The 18,860-nt window shown below is 71.7% G+C and carries 17 protein-coding genes and 1 riboswitch; of the genes, 11 read left to right on the forward strand and 6 right to left on the reverse strand.

Features of this window, described 5'->3' with window-relative positions; genetic code table 11:
* Positions 1–150: 150 nt before the first annotated feature.
* On the reverse strand, positions 151–888 hold the full coding sequence (locus tag ACZ61E_RS15070; RefSeq protein ID WP_469700071.1) for a M50 family metallopeptidase: 738 nt from the start codon (positions 886–888) through the stop codon (positions 151–153).
* Between the two features lie 346 nt (positions 889–1,234).
* Here ACZ61E_RS15070 and ACZ61E_RS15075 point away from each other — a divergent pair, with 346 nt between their 5' ends.
* From ACZ61E_RS15075 to ACZ61E_RS15120, 10 genes are all read left to right on the forward strand, one after another.
* Positions 1,235–1,750, forward strand: a complete 516-nt coding sequence (locus tag ACZ61E_RS15075; RefSeq protein ID WP_147873945.1) for a lytic polysaccharide monooxygenase auxiliary activity family 9 protein — start codon at positions 1,235–1,237, stop codon at positions 1,748–1,750.
* Positions 1,751–1,955: 205 nt separating this feature from the next.
* Positions 1,956–2,771, forward strand: a complete 816-nt coding sequence (locus ACZ61E_RS15080) for an SOS response-associated peptidase (protein ID WP_469700072.1) — start codon at positions 1,956–1,958, stop codon at positions 2,769–2,771.
* A 288-nt stretch (positions 2,772–3,059) separates the two neighbouring features.
* Entirely contained in the window at positions 3,060–3,704 is a 645-nt protein-coding gene (locus ACZ61E_RS15085) for an alpha/beta hydrolase family protein (protein WP_469700073.1), read from the forward strand.
* A gap of 277 nt (positions 3,705–3,981) precedes the next feature.
* Positions 3,982–4,641: a sigma-70 family RNA polymerase sigma factor gene (locus tag ACZ61E_RS15090; RefSeq protein WP_069627276.1), complete on the forward strand. Its 660-nt coding sequence runs from the start codon at positions 3,982–3,984 to the stop codon at positions 4,639–4,641.
* The gene (gene rsrA / locus ACZ61E_RS15095; protein WP_469700074.1) at positions 4,638–4,958 is read left to right on the forward strand and encodes a mycothiol system anti-sigma-R factor; all 321 of its coding nucleotides are present in this window, start codon (positions 4,638–4,640) and stop codon (positions 4,956–4,958) included. The genes ACZ61E_RS15090 and rsrA overlap by 4 nt, the downstream gene beginning before the upstream one ends.
* Before the next feature lie 193 nt (positions 4,959–5,151).
* Positions 5,152–6,639 (forward strand): HD-GYP domain-containing protein, encoded by a 1,488-nt coding sequence (locus tag ACZ61E_RS15100; RefSeq protein ID WP_469700075.1) that lies wholly within the window; start codon positions 5,152–5,154, stop codon positions 6,637–6,639.
* Between the two features lie 454 nt (positions 6,640–7,093).
* Positions 7,094–8,386: an HD-GYP domain-containing protein gene (locus tag ACZ61E_RS15105; protein ID WP_469700076.1), complete on the forward strand. Its 1,293-nt coding sequence runs from the start codon at positions 7,094–7,096 to the stop codon at positions 8,384–8,386.
* A gap of 104 nt (positions 8,387–8,490) precedes the next feature.
* Entirely contained in the window at positions 8,491–9,495 is a 1,005-nt protein-coding gene (locus ACZ61E_RS15110; protein ID WP_469700116.1) for a tetratricopeptide repeat protein, read from the forward strand.
* Between the two features lie 158 nt (positions 9,496–9,653).
* Positions 9,654–10,298 (forward strand): peptide deformylase, encoded by a 645-nt coding sequence (def, locus tag ACZ61E_RS15115; protein ID WP_469700077.1) that lies wholly within the window; start codon positions 9,654–9,656, stop codon positions 10,296–10,298.
* A gap of 228 nt (positions 10,299–10,526) precedes the next feature.
* Positions 10,527–11,264 carry a D-Ala-D-Ala carboxypeptidase family metallohydrolase gene (locus ACZ61E_RS15120; protein WP_469700078.1) on the forward strand — a complete coding sequence of 246 codons (738 nt, stop codon included), beginning with the start codon at positions 10,527–10,529 and terminating at the stop codon, positions 11,262–11,264.
* 45 nt (positions 11,265–11,309) lie between these two features.
* Here ACZ61E_RS15120 and ACZ61E_RS15125 read toward each other — a convergent pair whose 3' ends face one another.
* Entirely contained in the window at positions 11,310–12,272 is a 963-nt protein-coding gene (locus tag ACZ61E_RS15125) for a GlxA family transcriptional regulator (protein WP_469700079.1), read from the reverse strand.
* Between the two features lie 81 nt (positions 12,273–12,353).
* Here ACZ61E_RS15125 and ACZ61E_RS15130 point away from each other — a divergent pair, with 81 nt between their 5' ends.
* The gene (locus ACZ61E_RS15130; protein ID WP_469700080.1) at positions 12,354–12,557 is read left to right on the forward strand and encodes a hypothetical protein; all 204 of its coding nucleotides are present in this window, start codon (positions 12,354–12,356) and stop codon (positions 12,555–12,557) included.
* A 7-nt stretch (positions 12,558–12,564) separates the two neighbouring features.
* Here the strand turns inward: ACZ61E_RS15130 and ACZ61E_RS15135 are convergent, their stop codons facing one another.
* The 4 genes from ACZ61E_RS15135 to ACZ61E_RS15150 form a co-directional block, all read right to left on the reverse strand.
* A complete protein-coding gene (locus ACZ61E_RS15135; protein WP_469700081.1) occupies positions 12,565–13,584 on the reverse strand; it encodes a ribonucleotide-diphosphate reductase subunit beta in 1,020 nt (339 codons plus the stop codon).
* Positions 13,584–16,007, reverse strand: coding sequence for a ribonucleoside-diphosphate reductase subunit alpha (locus ACZ61E_RS15140; RefSeq protein ID WP_469700082.1), 2,424 nt, complete (start codon positions 16,005–16,007; stop codon positions 13,584–13,586). Before ACZ61E_RS15140 ends, ACZ61E_RS15135 begins: the two co-directional genes overlap by 1 nt.
* 158 nt (positions 16,008–16,165) lie before the next feature.
* Positions 16,166–16,265: riboswitch (adenosylcobalamin-variant (AdoCbl-variant) riboswitch) on the reverse strand.
* Between the two features lie 133 nt (positions 16,266–16,398).
* Positions 16,399–16,605, reverse strand: coding sequence for a YbdD/YjiX family protein (locus ACZ61E_RS15145; RefSeq protein WP_469700083.1), 207 nt, complete (start codon positions 16,603–16,605; stop codon positions 16,399–16,401).
* Entirely contained in the window at positions 16,602–18,809 is a 2,208-nt protein-coding gene (locus ACZ61E_RS15150) for a carbon starvation CstA family protein (protein WP_469700084.1), read from the reverse strand. Before ACZ61E_RS15150 ends, ACZ61E_RS15145 begins: the two co-directional genes overlap by 4 nt.
* Positions 18,810–18,860 lie beyond the last annotated feature (51 nt).

An 18,860-nucleotide genomic window follows, 5' to 3' on the forward strand; every position in this document is an offset into this window, starting at 1 on the left:
TGTACAACGGCCCCGATCTCGATCAAATACGTTGAAATCGGGGCGTAATACGAAGGTGGTATGGGGGCGTCGACCGGCTCGCGGAAGTGCCGCGTCCGCCCCGCGGTCCCGATGGCTCCCACGGCCGCGTCCTCCGCGCCGGCGCGGGCGCTACAGGCCGAGCAGCCAGCTGCCCCCGCCGATCAGTGAGCACAGCGAGACGGCGTGGAAGAGGAACAGCCACATCGCGGCCGGCACGTGCGTCAGCCGCGCGAGCTGGTCGGCGTCGGAGTCGGGGGCTCCGCCGTGCCGCCGCTTGGACTGGAGCTCGAACGCCGGCCGTACGCCGCCGAGGAGCAGGAACCACACCGCCGCGTACGCGAAGGCGGCCTGCACCGTCGGCCCGGTCAGCCAGGAGATCAGCAGGAAGGCCGCACCCGTCACGACGACGGTGAGCGCCCCGTACGCGTTGCGGATCATCACGAGCATCACCAGCAGCAGCGCCGTGGCCAGCCACAGCAGCAGCGTGATGTGGTGCGCGGCGAGCAGCCAGGCGCCGCCCAGGCCCAGCAGCGGCGGGGCCGTGTACCCGGCCGCCGCGGTGAGGATCATGCCGATGCCGGTGGGCTTGCCGCGGCTGACGGTCAGACCCGAGGTGTCGGAGTGCAGCCGGATGCCGTCGAGCTTGCGGCCGGTGAGGAGCGCCACGAGACCGTGCCCGCCCTCGTGGGCGATGGTGACGGCGTTGCGGGACAGACGCCAGAGCGAGTGCGGGACGACGGCGGCGAGCGCGACGACGGCCGTGGCGATCACCAGCCAGTCCTCGGGGACGGGCTGGGTGCCGAAGACGCGGTCCCACAGATCGCCCATGGGGGCGGCCGCGAGGGCGCTGGGGTCGGTGCTGGTCATCGCTCGGGCGGCTCCTTAGGAGGATGTGCGTCGTCGCAGTGTGGCACTTGGGTGAATGGTGGCGGCCCGCACGGCCGCCGGGGTCTTTCAAGCCACGTGTGGTCAAGGGCAGTTCAAGTCTTGACGCCGCCCGAGAGCGGCTGTCATGGTCTAGACCTAGTAGAACATCGAAGAATGGAAAGCCCCGCGACAGCTCCGGCGCCGGACCGTCACCGGACCTCACCGGCTGTCGATGCAACTGTTCGTGCACCTTCGCGAGTTCCCCACACGCAGTGAGTCCGTTCGCGGGCCGGAGTCCGCGCGCCTTCGGCGCCGGTCCGCCGGGCGTCACCACGAAGGAGTTGTCATGCACAAGAAAACTCGCCTCGGCCTCGTACTGAGCGCGGCGGTCGCCCCGATCATCGCCGTCACCCTCCCCGCCCCGACCGCCGGCGCCCACGGCTGGATCAACTCGCCCGCCAGCCGCCAGGACCAGTGCAAGACCGGCGTCGTCTCCTGCGGCGACATCAAGTGGGAGCCGCAGAGCGTCGAAGGCCCGAAGGGCCAGAAGAACTGCCACGGCGGCGTCGGCCGCTTCGCCGAGCTGAACGACGACAGCAAGGGCTGGCAGCGCTCCAACATCAGCGCCAACCAGACGTTCACCTGGACGCTGACGGCGCGGCACCGCACCAGCACCTGGCAGTACTTCGTCGGCAACACCAAGGTGGCCGAGTTCAACGACGGCGGCGCCCAGCCCGGCGCGACCGTGAGCCACAACGTCAACTTCGGCAGCATTCGCGGCAACCAGAAGGTCCTGGCCGTCTGGAACGTCTTCGACACCGCGAACGCGTTCTACGCCTGCGTCGACGTCAACATCCGCTGACCGGAACCACGGCGGAGCCGAGGTCCGTCCCTGTCGGGGCCGGGATCGTCCCCGGTCCCGACAGGGCGGCGGCGACCGGACCACCGTCCGCTGCCGTCCCGCCCCGCACCGCACACCGGCACCGGTCGATCTGCGAGGGTTGGAGGGGTGTCGGTAGCGTGATCCGGCGCGAGTGCGCCGGGTCAGGGGCAAGGGGTGGTCGAACATGTGCGGTCGGTACGCGGCGAGCCGGAGGCCGGAGGATCTCGTCGACCTCTTCGACGTCGAGAAGTGGGAGCCGGCGGAGACCCTCGCGCCCGACTGGAACGTCGCACCCACCAAAGAGGTCTGCGTCGTCCTGGAACGCCCGCTGAAGGGCGCCGACGACCCCGCCCCCGTACGGCAGCTCCGCACGCTCAGGTGGGGGCTCGTGCCGTCCTGGTCCAAGACGCCCGAGGGCGGCGCCCGGATGATCAACGCCCGCGCCGAGACGGTGCACGAGAAGCCGTCCTTCCGGCGGCCCTTCGCCTCCCGGCGCTGCCTCATACCGGCGGACGGCTACTACGAGTGGGTCACGGCCCCCGAGGAGCGCCGGCTGGAGGAGCAGGGCAAGAAGAAGCGCCCCCGCAAGCAGCCGTACTTCGTCACACCGGCCGACGGGTCGGTCATGGCCATGGCGGGCCTGTACGAGTTCTGGCGCGACAAGACCCTGCCCGACGACCACCCGAACGCCTGGTGGGTGACCTGCTCGGTCATCACCACCGAGGCGGAGACGGCTCCGCTCGGGGTCGCCCCCGCCGAGGGGCCGGGGTCGCTCGCCGACATCCACCCCCGGATGCCGCTCATGCTCACCCCCGACCGCTGGGACGCCTGGCTGGATCCGGCCCGCACGGACGTGGAGCAGCTGCGCGAGCTGCTGGCGCCGCCCCCGGAAGGGCTGATGCGGGCCTACCCCGTGGCGACGGCCGTCAGCAACGTGCGGAACAACGGTCCCGAACTGCTGGCGGAGCTGGCCGCCCCCGAGGAGAGCACCCTCTTCTAGGTCCTGTCTGCACAGTCCCGCCTGGTCCGCGACGGCCGGGTGCGCCCCGTGCGAGACCGGTCCTCCGCCTCGCGAGGCACCGCGCCGGCCGCCGCGGGCCCCGCCCTGCGGGCGGACGGCGCTACTTCGAAGACAGGACCCAGAGGCGGGCCGGACGGCGGCGCCCCGGGCCGTCCACGGGCGGCGTCACGCAGGAAGCGTCCCCGGACGCCGTTCCCCGGGAGGCCGCCCGCCCCGCACGGCAGGGGGTCCCCGCTGTTCCCGCGCGCCGGTGTGATCCTGGTGCGTATGCAGAGCGAGACCGTCGAGACCCCCGCGGGCGACGCCCGTATCACCTGGCACCCTCCCAAGAAGGGGACGGCCGTGCGGCTCGTCCTCGCCCTCGGCCACGGCGCGGGCGGCGGCATCGAGGCGCGCGACCTCCGGGCGCTCGCCGCGGCGCTGCCCCCGCTCGGGGTGAGCGTGGCGCTGGTCGAGCAGCCGTGGCGGGTCGCCGGGAAGAAGCTGGCACCGGCGCCCAGGACCCTCGACACCGGCTGGCGGGCCCTGTGGCCCGCGCTGGCGAAGCGCGGACTGCCCGTCGTCGCCGGCGGCCGCAGCTCGGGGGCGCGGGTGGCCTGCCGCACCGCGGACGAGCTGGGCGCCCACGCCGTACTGGCCCTGAGCTTCCCCCTGCACCCGCCCGGCCGGCCGGAGAAGTCCCGCGCCGACGAACTGCTCGGCGCCGGAGTCCCGACCCTCGTCGTCCAGGGCGGGAACGACCCCTTCGGGAAACCCGCCGAATTCCCCCGCGGCGGTCACCAGCTCCTGGAGGTGCCGTACGGAGACCACTCCTTCACCGTCCCCAAGCGCGCCACGATCACCCAGGACGAGGCCCTGACCGTCCTCACCGACGGCGTGGCGGAGTGGATCCGGTCACAGCCGGCCCGCTGACGGAGCGTGGCCGCGCACCCGGGAATGCGTCGTGGGCGGCGGCTGTTGTGCCAGATGTCGGTACACAGATCCTGGAAAGGGAGTCCGTCGCATGGGTTCGACCATCTGCCCCGCCCGGTCGCACGCCACCGAAGTGGAGTGGACGGTGCTCTCCGCACCCAGGACCGCGCCCGTCCGGCCGTCCGCCGGGACGGCGCCGGGGCACGCCCCGGCACAAGGTCGACTATTCTCCGATTCGAGTGGGTCCGCCTTCGGGCCCGCCGCAGCGTTGGAGGAGGTGGGTCCGGTCACTGGGACCGACACAGGGACCGACGACGGCCACAGGGAAGAGTCAGCCGCCGAGCGCAACGCCCGCTTCGAGCGGGACGCACTGGGCTATCTCGACCAGATGTACTCGGCCGCGCTGCGCATGACGCGCAATCCGGCCGATGCCGAGGACCTCGTTCAGGAGACCTACGCCAAGGCGTACGGCTCCTTCCACCAATTCCGTGAGGGCACCAACCTCAAGGCGTGGATGTACCGCATCCTCACCAACACCTTCATCAACTCGTACCGCAAGAAGCAGCGTGAGCCCCAGCGCAGCGCCGCCGAGGAGATCGAGGACTGGCAGCTCGCGCGCGCCGAGTCGCACATGTCGACGGGGCTGCGCTCCGCCGAGTCCCAGGCCCTCGACCACCTGCCCGACTCCGACGTCAAGGAAGCGCTCCAGGCGATTCCCGAGGAGTTCCGCATCGCCGTGTATCTCGCCGACGTAGAGGGCTTTGCGTACAAGGAGATCGCGGACATCATGGGGACACCCATCGGTACGGTGATGTCGCGACTGCACCGTGGCCGGCGTCAATTGCGCGGCATGCTTGAGGACTACGCGCGCGAGCGCGGGCTCGCCCCGGCCGGCGCCGGAGAGTCGTCGGACGATCGGAAAGGCTCGGGCTCATGAGTTGCGGAGAGCCGCACGAGACGGATTGCGCCGAAGTTCTCGACCATCTCTACGAGTACCTCGACCGGGAGATGCCGGACAAGGACTGCACCAAGTTCGAGGAGCACTTCGACGAGTGCTCGCCGTGCCTGGAGAAGTACGGACTCGAACAGGCCGTGAAGAAACTGGTCAAGCGGTGCTGCGGGCACGACGACGTCCCGACCGACCTGCGGGCCAAGGTCATGGGCCGGATCGACCTCATCCGGGCCGGTCACGCCGTGCCCGAGCGGGACGTGACAGCCGTCGACACCGACCGGACGGCCACCGCCGGCGAGTAGCCGCCGGGCCGCCCTGACGACACGCCCACGGGGCGCGCCGCGCACATCGCGGCGCGCCCCGCGTGCGTTTCGGCCACGTATCACCCGATGGTGCTAATCGCCGCCGCACACCGGTGGGGCGACGCCCAACTGGCTAGCCTGGCCCTTCCTTTCGGGCCGTAGGCACAGGGGGCGGGTGCGGGGTGAGAGCGGGGTGAACGCCATTCCGGGAGCGGCACGCGCGTACATCCGCTGCGCCGTGCTGGCCGCCCTCGCGTGCGTGCTCCCCGCCTTCGCGCTGCCCGGTCTGCGCCCGGACGCCGGGACGGGAACGGAGAGCCTGTGGCCCGCCGTCCTGCTGCTCGGCGCGCTGTACGCGCTCTGCGAGACGCCCACCCCCCGCCGCTTCCCGGGAAGGCGGGCGGGCGGCCCGGCCCCCGCCGCCGCCGGATCGTTCCTTCCCGTGCTGCTCACCGCCGCGTACCTGCTGCCGCCCGCCGCCGCCGCGCTCGTGGCCGTCCCGGGGGCGCTGGCCGGACAGGTCACGCGGCGGCCGGCCGGGGTGCGCCGTGTCTGGCGCGCGGCGCAGCTCGCCATCGCCGTCTGGGCCGCCGCACAGGCCCACCGGCTCCTCGGCGGACCGGCCGCGCTCGGCGGCACCGCCACCGCGCCCGGCCACGGCGTCCCCGACTTCCCGTACGTCCTGCTGCCCGCCGGGGCCGGGGCGCTCGCCCTCTGCCTGGTCCTGAGCGCGCTCGACGGCGGAATCCTCGTCACCGCCGACCGGCGCCCCGTCCGCACGGCCTGGCGCGGCCTGCTGTCGCGCTCACTCGCTCCCTACGGAGCGCACGCCCTGGCCGGGCTGATGATGGCCGTCCTCTGGCGCAGCCCGTACGGCCCGCTCTCCGCGCTCTTCGTACTGCTGCCGATGTACATCTCCCGCTGGGTCTTCGCGCAGTACCACCGCGAACGCGCGGCCCACCAGGCGACCATCAGGGCGCTCGTGCAGGCCGTCGACCTCAAGGACCGGTACACACGCGGCCACAGTGAGCGCGTCGGGCGCGCGTCGGCGATGATCGCCGGGGAGCTGGGGATGGACGGCGAACGCCTGGAGGTCCTCCGGTTCGCCGGGATCCTGCACGACGTGGGCAAGCTCGGCGTCCCCACGCGCGTGCTGCGCAAGGACGGGCCGCTGACCCCGGAGGAGCGGCGCGTCATCGAGCTGCACCCCGAGTACGGGCACGAGATCGTGCGCGGCATCGACTTCCTCGGCGAGGCCCGGTCCGCGATCCTCCACCACCACGAGAGGCTCGACGGCAGCGGCTATCCGTACGGACTGGCGGGCGCCGAGATCCCCGAGTTCGCACGGGTCGTCGCCGTCGCGGACGCCTTCGACGCGATGACGTCGACCCGCTCCTACCGGCGGGCGCGACCGGTACCGGCCGCGCTGGCGGAGCTGCGGCGCTGCGCGGGCTCCCAGTTCGACCTCAGGATGGTGCGGGCGCTCGTACGGGCGCTGGACCGTCATGGCTGGCAGACGGCGGTGACGTCGGACGAGCCGCGACCCGGGCCGGAGGTGGCGCGTCCCCCGGTGCCGGGGAGCGCGGTCGCCGCCCCTCGTAAGGATGTTCCGCCGACCCGCCACCCGAACGGCCCACCCCCGGCGCCGACGATCCCGGGGGCGCCCGGCGGCCACGCGTGAACGCGGCGCGCGCCGCCACGAGACGGAGAACGCACCGTCCGCCTCCGCCCCAGCGGCGTTCCGTGAGCACGCGACGGCCCCCACCGCCCGCTGACGGCGCCCGGCGTGGGCCCCGGGGCTCCTCATCCGGCGGGTGGACCCCCCGCCGCCCGGCCCCAACCGGCCCTTGCCGGGGCGGCGCCTGCGGCATGTGTCCCTGCCGGGCTGGCGCCAGCGGCAGCGCTGTCCGTGGCAGGTGTCCTGGGCGTGCGGGCACCTGCGGCAGTGCTGCCTGCGGCACGAATGCCTGCCGTACACCCGGCAGTGCTGTCCGTGGCACGTGTCGTTGCCGTGCCGGCGCCTGCGGCATCCGTCCTTGCCGGGGTGGCAGTGCTGCCCGCGGCAGCAGGGCCCGCCGCGCCCCCGGCCGTGCCGTCCGTGGCACCGAGGACCGCCGCACCCTCGGCGGGTCGCCGTGAGTGCCGGGTGGGCTTCGGCGGGACGGTTCTCCCGCACCGTCGCCGCCGTGCGCGGGGCCGCGCTCGGGCTCGCGGGGCTGGGGCTCGGGTGGACGCTGTGGCACGGCGTCGTCGAGCCCCGGAACGCGCTCGCCTTCGGTGTGCTCATCACCCTCGGGGAACTCCTCCGCCACGGCGCGCTCCCCGGCGAGCGCGAGCGCGAGCCCGCGCCCCTCGCGGCCGCCGGGGCCCTCGCGTACGCCCTGCTCGGGCAGAGCGCGGGCCGGCCGGCCGAGCACGGTGTGCTCCAGACCGTCGCCGTCGTCGTCGCGGCGGTCCTCCTCGGCGCCGTACCGCACGTCGCCCGCGGGCGGGGCCCCGCGCTCGACCACGTGGCCCGCCGTGTGCTCACCACCGGCTTCGCCGCCGTCTGCTTCCAGCCGCTCGTCGCCTCGGGCGAGTTGGGCAGGGGCGTCGGCGAAGGCCCGTACTACGCGCTTCTGCTCCTCCTCCTGCTGATCCTCACCGCCCTGTGCGACGCGGTCATCTCCGCGCTGACGCTGCGCGCCCGCACCCGCCATCCGTACGGGCCGCTCCTGCGTGACGAACTGCGCGCCCTCATCGGCATCGGCTCGGCCGTCTGCGCGACCGGCGCGGTGATGGCCCTGGGCGTCGCCGTCGCGGGACTGTGGGCGCTGCCCGTCTTCTGTGTGCCGCTGCTGCTGACGCAGCTGTCCTTCCGCCGGTACGCGGCGGTCCGTACCACCTACCGGCAGACCATCGCCTCGCTCGCACGCGCCACCGAGATCGCCGGGTACACCCGCCACGGCCACGCCCGCAGGGTCGCCGAGCTGAGCCGCGCGGTCGGCCGTGAGCTGGGGCTCTCCGGGACGGAGCTGACCGTCCTCGAACACGCGGCGCTGATGCACGACATCGGACAGCTCTCGCTCGTCGACCCCGTGCCCGACGGCGCCACCGCCCTGCTGCCGGTCACCGAGCAGCGGCGGATCGCGCTGCTCGGCGGGGCCGTCGTACGCCGCACCGGAGTCCCGTCGGCGGTCGCCGTCGTCGTGGAACGGCAGGCCGATCCGTACCGCGAACAGCCTCTGCCGGCCCGGATCGTCCGCGCCGTCAACGCGTACGACGACCTCGCCACGGCGGGCGCGAGCGGCGGCGCCGGGGCGACCGGGCCGCTCAGCGCACTGGAGCGACTACGCCTCGGCACCGGCCACGACTACCAGCCGGAGGTCGTGGAATCGCTGGCGCGCGTCCTGTCACGTGGTGGTCTGACCCCTGGTCGGGCTGGGTAACCCATGGGTAAGGAGCGAGCGTCCGACCGGGCATGGTTGGATGCGAAGAGGAGTCCAAGAGGGTGTACGGGGGCACAGACCCGAGCGACCGGCAGGCGGGAATCGTGAAGATCTTCGGGAAGGTACGGCATCGGCCCTCCGCCTCGTGGCGGCAGGCCACCGACCGCGCGTTCACGCTGATCGGCGACGGACGGTACGAGGACGCGGGTGCGCTGCTCACGCGCGCGGCGGATCTGGAGCCCTGGCTCTCCGAGTCCTGGTTCAACCTGGCCCTGCTGCACAAGTTCCGGCACGACTGGGAGCAGGCGCGGGCCGCCGGGCTGCGCGCCGTCGCGCTGCTCGACAAGGAGGCCGGGGCACCCGATTGGTGGAACGTCGGCATCGCGGCCACCGCGCTCCAGGACTGGCCGCTGGCGCGGCGGGCCTGGCAGGCGTACGGCCTCAAGGTCCCCGGCAACCAGTACACGGCCGCGGCGACCGGCGAGCCCGTCGGCATGGAGCTGGGCAGCGCGGCCGTCCGGCTCTCCCCCGAGGGCGAGGCCGAGGTCGTCTGGGGCCGCAGGCTCGACCCGGCCCGGATCGAGATCCTGTCCATCCCGCTGCCCTCGTCGGGCCGCCGCTGGGGCGAGGTCGTCCTGCACGACGGCGTGCCGAACGGCGAGCGCACGACCGCCGCGGGGTCGAGCGGCGCCGCGCGGGCCTTCCCGGTCTTCGACGAGATCGAGCTGTGGGCCCCGTCGCCCGTACCGACCTGGGTGGTCCTGCTGGAAGCGGCCACCGAGTCCGACCGGGACGCCCTGGAGCGGCTGGCGGCCGACGCGGGCTTCGCGGCGGAGGACTGGTCGTCCTCCGTACGGCTGCTCTGCCGGGCCTGCTCGGAGAGCCGGATGCCGAGCGCCGAGGGCGACGGCGAGCACCTCGATCCGCACGACCACAGCGAGCCGGGACATCCGGGGCCGCTCGGGCACCGTACGGAGGGCGAGCTGTGGGTGCCCGAGCGCGAGTGCGGGATAGCCGCGCCGCCCGGACTGGTCAAGGGGCTGCTCGACGGCTGGGTGGCCGACAGCCCGGAGACGCGTGAGTGGCGGGATCTCGAAGAGGTCTGCTGACGTACGGCCCCGCGCCGGCTACGGACGTGCCCGGGGAGGGGGCCGGATTCCGGGCGGGGCTGCGGACGGCGCCACGACGGGCCGTAGGCTGTACGGGCACATCGCGCAGGCAGCGGTGTACAGGCAGCAGCGGGTACCGAGGAAGGCGTACTGCGGACATGGCGCAGCAGGAGACGGACCAGACGACCGAGGGCATCGTGGACGACGAGGGGTTCGTCGTCGACACGCAGGACGCGGAGGCGCGTGAGCTGGCGTACCGCGAGCGCGGCACGTCGCGCCCGATCACCGTCGTCGGCAATCCGGTCCTGCACAAGGAGTGCCAGGACGTCACCGAGTTCGACGACAAGCTCGCCGCACTCGTCGACGACATGTTCGCCAGCCAGCGCACGGCGGAGGGCGTGGGCCTGGCCGCCAACCAGATCGGCGTGGACCTGAAGGTCTTCGTCTACGACTGCCCGGACGACGACGGCGTGCGGCACGTCGGCGTCGTGTGCAACCCGGTGCTGGACGAACTCCCGCCCGGGGCGCGCAATCTGGAGGACGGCAACGAGGGCTGCCTGTCCGTCCCGACGGCGTACGCGGAGCTGGCCCGGCCCGACTACGCGGTGGTCCGGGGCCAGGACGTCGACGGCAAGCCGATCAAGGTGCGCGGCACGGGCTACTTCGCGCGCTGCCTCCAGCACGAGACGGACCATCTGTACGGATACCTGTACATCGACCGGCTCTCGAAGCGCGACCGCAAGGACGCGCTGCGGCAGATGGACGAGGGCACGCCGCGCTACGAGACCGTGCCGAACGCCTGAGACGGCGCGAACGCCTGGTGGTCCGACCGTCTGACGGTCCGGCCCTCCGCACCCGACGACGACTGACGGCCCCCTCCGGACACCCGGAGCGGGGCCGTCAGTCGTCGCGCCGGATACCGACCCGTCGCCATTGGTTCGACAAGTGGCCCTGTTCAGGGACGGGTTGACGCGCGTCGACCCTTGCGCCACTCTCTGCCGTACATCTCGCCTCGCGAATCTGGAGACCCGATGCTTCGACGTACCTCAAGACTTCTGCTCAGCCTTGTCATGACCCTGTCGTTCGCATGGGCGGGTGCGGTGGTCACCGCCGGCCCCGCCCAGGCCGACGGCTGCTACACGTGGTCCGGCACCCTCTCCCAGGGGTCCAGCGGCGCCGCCGTGACCCAGCTCCAGATCCGCGTGGCCGGCCACGCGGGCAACGGCGCCGTCCTCGCCATCGACGGCGCGTACGGACCGGCCACGGCCGCCGCGGTCAAGCGCTTCCAGTCCGCGTACGGGCTCGCCGCCGACGGGGTCGCCGGCCCCAACACGTTCAACAAGATCTACCAGCTCCAGGACGACGACTGCACGCCGATCCACTTCACCTACGCCGAGCTGAACAACTGCAACTCCGACTGGTCGGGCGGTGCGGTGAGCGCGGCGACCGCCAAGTCCAACGCCCTGCGCACCATGTGGAAGCTGGAGGCGATGCGGCACGCGATGGGTGACCAGCCGCTCCGTGTCACCAGCGGATTCCGCTCGGTCGCGTGCAACAACGCGGTCGGCGGGGCCAGCAGCAGCCGCCACCTCTACGGCGACGCCGCCGACATCGGGGCCGGACCTCACACGCTCTGCGCCCTGGCCCAGAACGCGCGGAACCACGGCTTCAACGGCATTCTCGGCCCGGGCTACCCCGGTCACAACGACCACGCGCACGTCGACCACCGCTCGGGCCGCTTCTGGTCCGCGCCCAGCTGCGGGATCTGACGCCCCGATCTCCGCCGACCTCTGACGGCGTCCCGTTCCGGGGCCTCACGCGACGCGCGTGGGGCCCCGGAACGTGCGCCGGTAGACGTTCGGGGTCGTCCCGAGCGTGCGCAGGAAGTGGTGCCGCAGCCCCGCCGCGTTGCCGAACCCCGACCGGCCGGCGATCGTGTCCACCGTCTCGTCCGTCCCCTCCAGCAACTCCTGTGCCAGCAGTACGCGTTGGCGCAGGAGCCAGCGGTACGGGGTGGTCCCCGTCTCCTGCTGGAAACGGCGGGCGAAGGTACGGGGCGACATATGGGCCCGCTCCGCGAGCTGCTCGACGGTCATCTCGCTGTCCAGATGCCGCTCCATCCATTCGAGGACCCCGCCCACCGTGTCGCACGGGGTGGGCAGCGGGCGCTCGATGAACTGCGCCTGCCCGCCGTCGCGGTGCGGCGGGACCACCATGCGGCGGGCGATCGCGTTGGCGATCTCGGGGCCGTGCTCCTGGCGTACGACATGGAGGCACGCGTCGATGCCGGCGGCCGTCCCGGCGGAGGTGACGACCGGTCCGTCGTCGACGTACAGCACATCGGGCTGCACATCGGCCAGCGGGTACGCCTCCGCCAGCTCGGCCGAGTGCATCCAGTGGGTGGCGCAGCGCCGCCCGTCGAGCAGTCCGGCGGCGCCGAGGGTGAACACGCCCGCGCAGACACTGAGCACCCGCGCGCCCCGGTCCACGGCCCGGCGCAGCGCGTCCAGCAGTTCGGCCGGGTACTCCCGGACGACGTAGGTGTCCCCGGCCGGCACGCAGATCAGATCGGCTTCCTCCAGCCGGTCGAGACCCTGGAGCGCGGAGATGGTGAATCCGGCGTGCGTGCGCAGGACGGGGCCCTCGGCGGAGACGACGGCGAAGTCGTAGACGGGCAGCCCCTGCGCGCTGCGGTCGAGACCGAACACCTCGCAGAGCACACCGAGTTCGAAGGGGTGCACTCCGTCGAGCAGGACGACCGCCACGTTTCTCAGCATGGAAGCAGTGTGGCAGTAATTCGATGGTTCATGACAGTCCTGCCACTGCTCTTTCTGCCGTGGAACGACGAGAGTGGAGCCATGAACGCAATCGGTGGTTACCTCGTCGTACTCGCTCTTTTCGGCCTTCTCGCCCTTCCCGGTCTCATCGGGCACCTCAGGGACCGCGCCATCGACCGCCAACTCCGCCGCGCGGAGCACCCGGACGGCCACGCACGGCCGGGCCGGCCGGGCGGAACGATCACGCTCCGCACGGCCGGCCCGGCGGTCACCCCACTGGGCTGAAGCCCCTTCAGAAGTCGTCGTCGAAGCCGACCGTGCCCTCCACCGCCACCTGGTACGCCGAGGGGCGGCGTTCGAAGAAGTTGGTCAGTTCCTGGACGCCCTGGAGCTCCATGAAGGAGAACGGGTTCTCCGAGCCGTACACCGGCGCGAAGCCCAGGCGCTGGAGTCGCTGGTCCGCGACGCACTGGAGGTATTCGCGCATCGACTCCGTGTTCATGCCCGGCAGGCCGTCCCCGCACAGGTCGCGGCCGAACTGGAGCTCCGCCTCGACCGCCTCCTTCAGCATGTCGGTGACCTGCTGCCGCAGCGCGTCGTCGAAGAGTTCCGGCTCCTCCTTACGGACGGTGTCCACGACCTCGAAGGCGAAGTTCATGTGCATCGTCTCGTCCCGGAACACCCAGTTGGTGCCTGTGGCCAGCCCGTGCAGCAGGCCCCGCGAGCGGAACCAGTAGACGTAGGCGAACGCCCCGTAGAAGAAGAGGCCCTCGATGCAGGCCGCGAAGCAGATCAGGTTCAGCAGGAAGCGGCGCCGGTCGGCCCGGGACTCCAGGCGGTCGATCTTCTCGACCGAGTCCATCCACTTGAAGCAGAACTGCGCCTTCTCACGGATCGACGGGATCTCCTCGACCGCGTCGAACGCCGCCGCGCGGTCCGCCGGGTCCGGCAGGTAGGTGTCGAGCAGCGTCAGATAGAACTGGACGTGCACGGCCTCCTCGAAGAGCTGGCGCGAGAGGTAGAGCCGCGCCTCGGGGGAGTTGATGTGCTTGTAGAGCGTCAGCACCAGGTTGTTCGCGACGATCGAGTCGCCCGTCGCGAAGAACGCGACCAGCCGGCCGATCATGTGCTGCTCACCGGGGGTGAGCTTGCCGAGGTCGGCGACGTCGGAGTGGAGGTCGACCTCCTCCACCGTCCAGGTGTTCTTGATCGCGTCCCGGTAGCGCTCGTAGAAGTCCGGGTAACGCATGGGGCGCAGGGTGAGTTCGAAGCCCGGGTCGAGCAGGTTCTTCTCTGCGTCGGACGTGGTCATTACTGGCAGGCCTCGCAGGACTCGGGGTTTTCCAGGGAACAGGCGACGGCGTCGGCGTCCGGCGCCGGCTGTGCGGGCACGGGCGCAGGCCGCGCGGGTACGGGCACCGGCGCCGCGGCGGTGACCGGCTGGGACTTCGCCGCGCGGGCGATCCGCGTCGCCGGCCGCGAGCGCAGGTAGTACGTCGTCTTCAGCCCCTTCTTCCAGGCGTACGCGTACATCGAGCTGAGCTTGCCGATGGTCGGTGTCTCCAGGAACAGGTTCAGCGACTGGCTCTGGTCGAGGAACGGCGTGCGCGCCGCCGCCATGTCGATCAGGCCGCGCTGCGGGATCTCCCACGCCGTGCGGTACAGCTCGCGCACCTCGGCCGGGATCCAGCCGAAGGCCGCCACCGAGCCGTTGGACTCGCGCAGCGCCTCACGGGACTGCGCGTCCCACACGCCGAGCTTCTTCAGATCGGCCACCAGATAGGCGTTGACCTGGAGGAACTCACCCGACAGCGTCTCGCGCTTGAAGAGGTTGGAGACCTGTGGCTCGATGCACTCGTACACGCCCGCGATCGAGGCGATGGTGGCCGTCGGCGCGATGGCGAGCAGCAGGGAGTTGCGCATTCCCGTCTTCGCGACGCGCGCCCGCAGGGCCTCCCACCGCTCGGGCCAGTTGAGGGTGGTGTCGTAGTGGTCCGGGTGCAGCACGCCGCGCGCCGCCCGGGTCTTCGACCAGGCGGGCAGCGGGCCCTCGCGCTCGGCGAGGTCGCAGGACGCCTCGTACGCGGCGAGCATGATCCGCTCGGCGATCCGGGTGGAGAGGGCGGCGGCCTCGGGGGAGTCGAACGGCAGCCGCTTCTTGAAGAAGACGTCCTGGAGGCCCATCAGACCCAGGCCCACCGGGCGCCACTTGGCGTTGGAGCGGCCGGCCTGCTCGGTCGGGTAGAAGTTGATGTCCACGACCCGGTCGAGGAAGGTGACGGCGGTGCGGACGCTGTCGTCCAGCCGCTCCCAGTCCAGCTCGCCGCTCCCGGTCACGAACGCCCCGATGTTGACCGAGCCCAGGTTGCAGACGGCCGTCTCGCCGTCGTCCGTGACCTCCAGGATCTCGGTGCAGAGGTTGGAGGAGTGCACGACGGCGCCGGGCTCGGCGGTCTGGTTCGCCGTACGGTTCGACGCGTCCTTGAAGGTCATCCAGCCGTTGCCGGTCTGCGCGAGCGTACGCATCATCCGGCCGTACAGCTCACGCGCCGGGATGCTCCTGCGGGCCTTGCCCGCCGCCTCGGCCGCGCGGTACGCCGCGTCGAACGCGTCGCCCCACAGGTCGACCAGCTCGGGCACGTCGGCCGGCGAGAAGAGCGACCAGTCGCCGTCCGCGTCGACCCGGCGCATGAACTCGTCGGGGATCCAGTGCGCGAGGTTCAGATTGTGCGTGCGGCGCGCCTCCTCGCCGGTGTTGTCGCGCAGCTCCAGGAACTCCTCGATGTCCGCGTGCCACGTCTCCAGATACACGCAGGCGGCGCCCTTGCGCCGGCCGCCCTGGTTGACGGCGGCGACCGAGGAGTCGAGCGTCCGGAGGAACGGCACGATGCCGTTGGAGTGCCCGTTCGTGCCGCGGATCAGCGAACCGCGGGCGCGGATACGGGAGTACGAGAGGCCGATGCCGCCCGCGTGCTTCGAGAGGCGGGCCACCTGGTGGTAGCGGTCGTAGATGGAGTCCAGCTCGTCCAGCGGGGAGTCGAGCAGATAGCAGGACGACATCTGGGGGTGCCGGGTGCCGGAGTTGAAGAGGGTGGGGGAGGAGGGGAGGTAGTCGAGTCGGCTCATCAGGCCGTACAGCGCGGCGACTTCGTCCACGGCGGCCGGGGAGTCGTCCTTGGCCAGCCCGGACGCGACGCGCAGCATGAAGTACTGCGGCGTCTCGATGACATCGCGGCTGATCGGGTGCCGGAGCAGATAGCGGCTGAAGAGGGTGCGCAGACCGAAGTAGCCGAAGCGGTCGTCGGCGGCGGGGTCGATCAGCGCGTCGAGGCGGGCGGCGTGGCGGGTGACGAACGCGGCCGTACGGTCCGCGATCAGCCCCTCCGCGTGGCCCACGGCGACCGAGGAGGAGAACGAGACGGCGCCCTGGCCCGCGGCCTCCTCCGCGATGGCGCGGGTGAGCAGGCGGGCGGCGAGGCGGGAGTACGCGGGGTCCTCGGAGATGAGCCCGGCGGCGGCCTCGGTGGCGAGTCCGCGCAGCTCGGCCTCGTCCGAGGCGGCGCTGCGGCCACGGAGCGCGGCGGCGGCGACCCTGCCGGGCTCGGTGTCGGCGAGGTCGGCGGTGAGGTCCGTGAGGAGCCGCAGAAGGCCCGTCCCGGGTCCGTCGGCCGGTCCGGCCGTCTCCCGTCCCCGCTCGGAGATCGCTGAAGCCGGATCGGCTGGCGCGATGGTCACGTGGTGCTCTCCCTCGCTCGGCTCTGGGCCTCGGGGAGGGCACGGCGGCGCACGGCAGCGTAGGCCGTCCCGGAAACGGGCGGCGCGCGGCGCGGCGTCCACCGGCCCTGCCTCGGGGCCCGGACGTCTCGGCACCCGGTTCGGTCGACCCGGATGCGCCGTCGGCAGGTGCTCGGACTCGCGGGCGCGACGAAGCGCACCACAGCACACCGTTGCGGGACAGTTCCGGATTTCCACCGGATTCTCCTGCGGCGACAGCAGACTTGAGCATACATGTGGGGCTCGTTGGGAGCGGCACCCCCCACATGTTGTGTCGGACCTCCTCGATCAGGGGGAGCGGCGAAGGGCCGCCGCTCCCCCCGGGGGAACAGCGGCCCTTCGGTCGTCATGCTCAGCAGCAGCGGAAGCCCTCCCGCGGGTCCGCCTCGCGTGCGTCCATCCGGTTCCGTTCGAAGGCGCGGCGTGTCAGGGGCTCCGCCGTCGGGTCGCAGGCGCGGGTGTGGGCCACGTAGTGGTCGTACGCCGACTCGCCCGTCAACTCCCTCACGTACCAGCGGATCCGGCCCACCGCGTGGCGCACCTTCGCCGCCGAGGTCATGACCGGCCCGTCCCGGCGCCCGCCCCGGCCGACGCCTTCGTCTCCGCCGCGGCCAGTTCCGCCTTCTCCTCCTTCGTCGCGAACATGCCCGCCGGCGCGACCAGTTCCGACTTCACGTACGGCGTCTCCGAGAGCTTGACGCTCTCCGGGTGCCGGATCGCCTTGTAGCAGACGCGGCCGGCGTCCGCGATGACCACGATGATCAGGATCGCGAAGAGCGCGCAGAGCACGCCGTCCACCGTCGAGTTGGTGACGACCGTGTGCATGTCGTCCATCGTCTTCGCCGGAGGGAGCACCTCGCCGTTGTCGATGCCCGTCTGGTAGACCTCGCGCTGCTTGAAGAAGCCGACCTTCGGGTCCTCGGAGAAGATCTTCTGCCAGCTCGCGGTGAGCGTGACCGCCGCGTCCCAGGCCAGCGGAACCGCCGTCACCCAGGCCCATTTGAGGCGCCCGGACTTCACCAGCAGCGTCGTGCACACGGCGAGCGCCACCGCGGCCAGGAGCTGGTTCGCGATGCCGAACAGCGGGAAGAGCTGGTTGATGCCGCCCAGCGGGTCGTGCACGCCGACCCAGAGGAAGTAGCCCCACGCGCCGACGACCACGGCGCTGGCGAACCAGACGCCCGGCTTCCAGCTGACCTGGCGCATCGGCTTGTACACGTTGCCGAGCATGTCCTGGAGCATGAAGCGCCCGACGCGCGTCCCCGCGTCCACCGTCGTCAGGATGAACAGCGCCTCGAACATGATGGCGAAGTGGTACCAGAACGCCTTCATCCCCGCGCCGCCGATGACGGACGAGAAGATCTCGGCCATGCCGAGCGCGAAGGTCGGCGCGCCGCCGGTCCGCGACAGCAGGCTCGACTCCTCGACGTCCTTGGCCGCCTGGGCGAGTTGGTCCGGCGAGATGGTGAAGCCGAGGTTGGCGACCGCCTGGGAGGCGGACTCGACCGTGCCGCCGATGACTCCGGCGGGGGAGTTGATCGCGAAGTAGAGACCCGGGTCGATGATGCACGCCGTGATCATCGCCATGATCGCGACGAACGACTCGGTGAGCATCGCGCCGTACCCGATCATCCGGATCTGGGTCTCCTTCTGCACCATCTTCGGTGTGGTGCCCGAGGAGATGAGGGAGTGGAAACCGGACAGCGCGCCGCACGCGATCGTGATGAAGACGAACGGGAACATCGATCCGGCGAAGACCGGGCCGTCACCGCGGCTCGCGAACTCCGTGACCGCGTCCATCTTCATCGTCGGCAGCGCCACGACCACGCCGATCGCCAGCAGCGCGATCGTGCCGACCTTCATGAAGGTCGACAGGTAGTCGCGCGGCGCCAGCAGCATCCAGACCGGCAGCACGGACGCCAGGAAGCCGTACACGATCATCCAGATGACCAGCGTGCCGGCCTCCAGCGTGAAGGTGTCGGCGAGCGAGGACTCGGCGACCCAGCCGCCGGCCACGATCGCGAGCAGGAGCAGCGCCACGCCGATGAGCGAGACCTCGCTGACCTTGCCCGGCCGCATCACCCGCAGATACACGCCCATGAAGAGCGCGATCGGGATGGTCATCGCGATGGAGAAGACACCCCACGGCGAGTCGGCGAGCGCGTTGACGATGACCAGTGCCAGCACCGCCAGCAGGATGATCATGATGAGGAAGACCGCGATGAGCGCGGCGGCGCCGCCGAACGGGCCTATCTCGTCACGCGCGATCTGGCCGAGCGAACGGCCGTCGCGGCGCGTGGAGAAGAACAGCGTGACCATGTCCTGGACCGCGCCCGCGAAGATGACACCCGCGACGATCCAGATCGTGCCGGGCAGATAACCCATCTGCGCGGCCAGCACCGGTCCGACGAGCGGTCCCGCGCCCGCGACGGCCGCGAAGTGGTGGCCGAAGAGCACGCGCCGGTCGGTGGGGTGGAAGTCGACACCGTTGTCGAGCCGTTCGGCGGGCGTGGCCCGTGTCTTGTCGACCTTCAGGACCCGCCGGGCGATGAATCTGGAGTAGAAGCGGTAGGCGATCGCGTACGAGCCGAGTGCCGCGGCCAGCATCCAGGCCGCGGAGATCTCCTCGCCGCGTGACAGCGCGAGGACACCCCAGCCGACCGCTCCCACCAGGGCGACGAGCGCCCATATGACGATCGACTTCGGCGTGAGACGCCCGGACGATTTCGGTGCGGCGGAACTTGGCTGTGCCGGCTCTGGCATGGCGAGTCGTCCCCTCACTGGATCACCTGCTGAAACTCGCAGGAAATCTAG

The organism is Streptomyces sp. NPDC104581 (genome assembly GCF_055583685.1).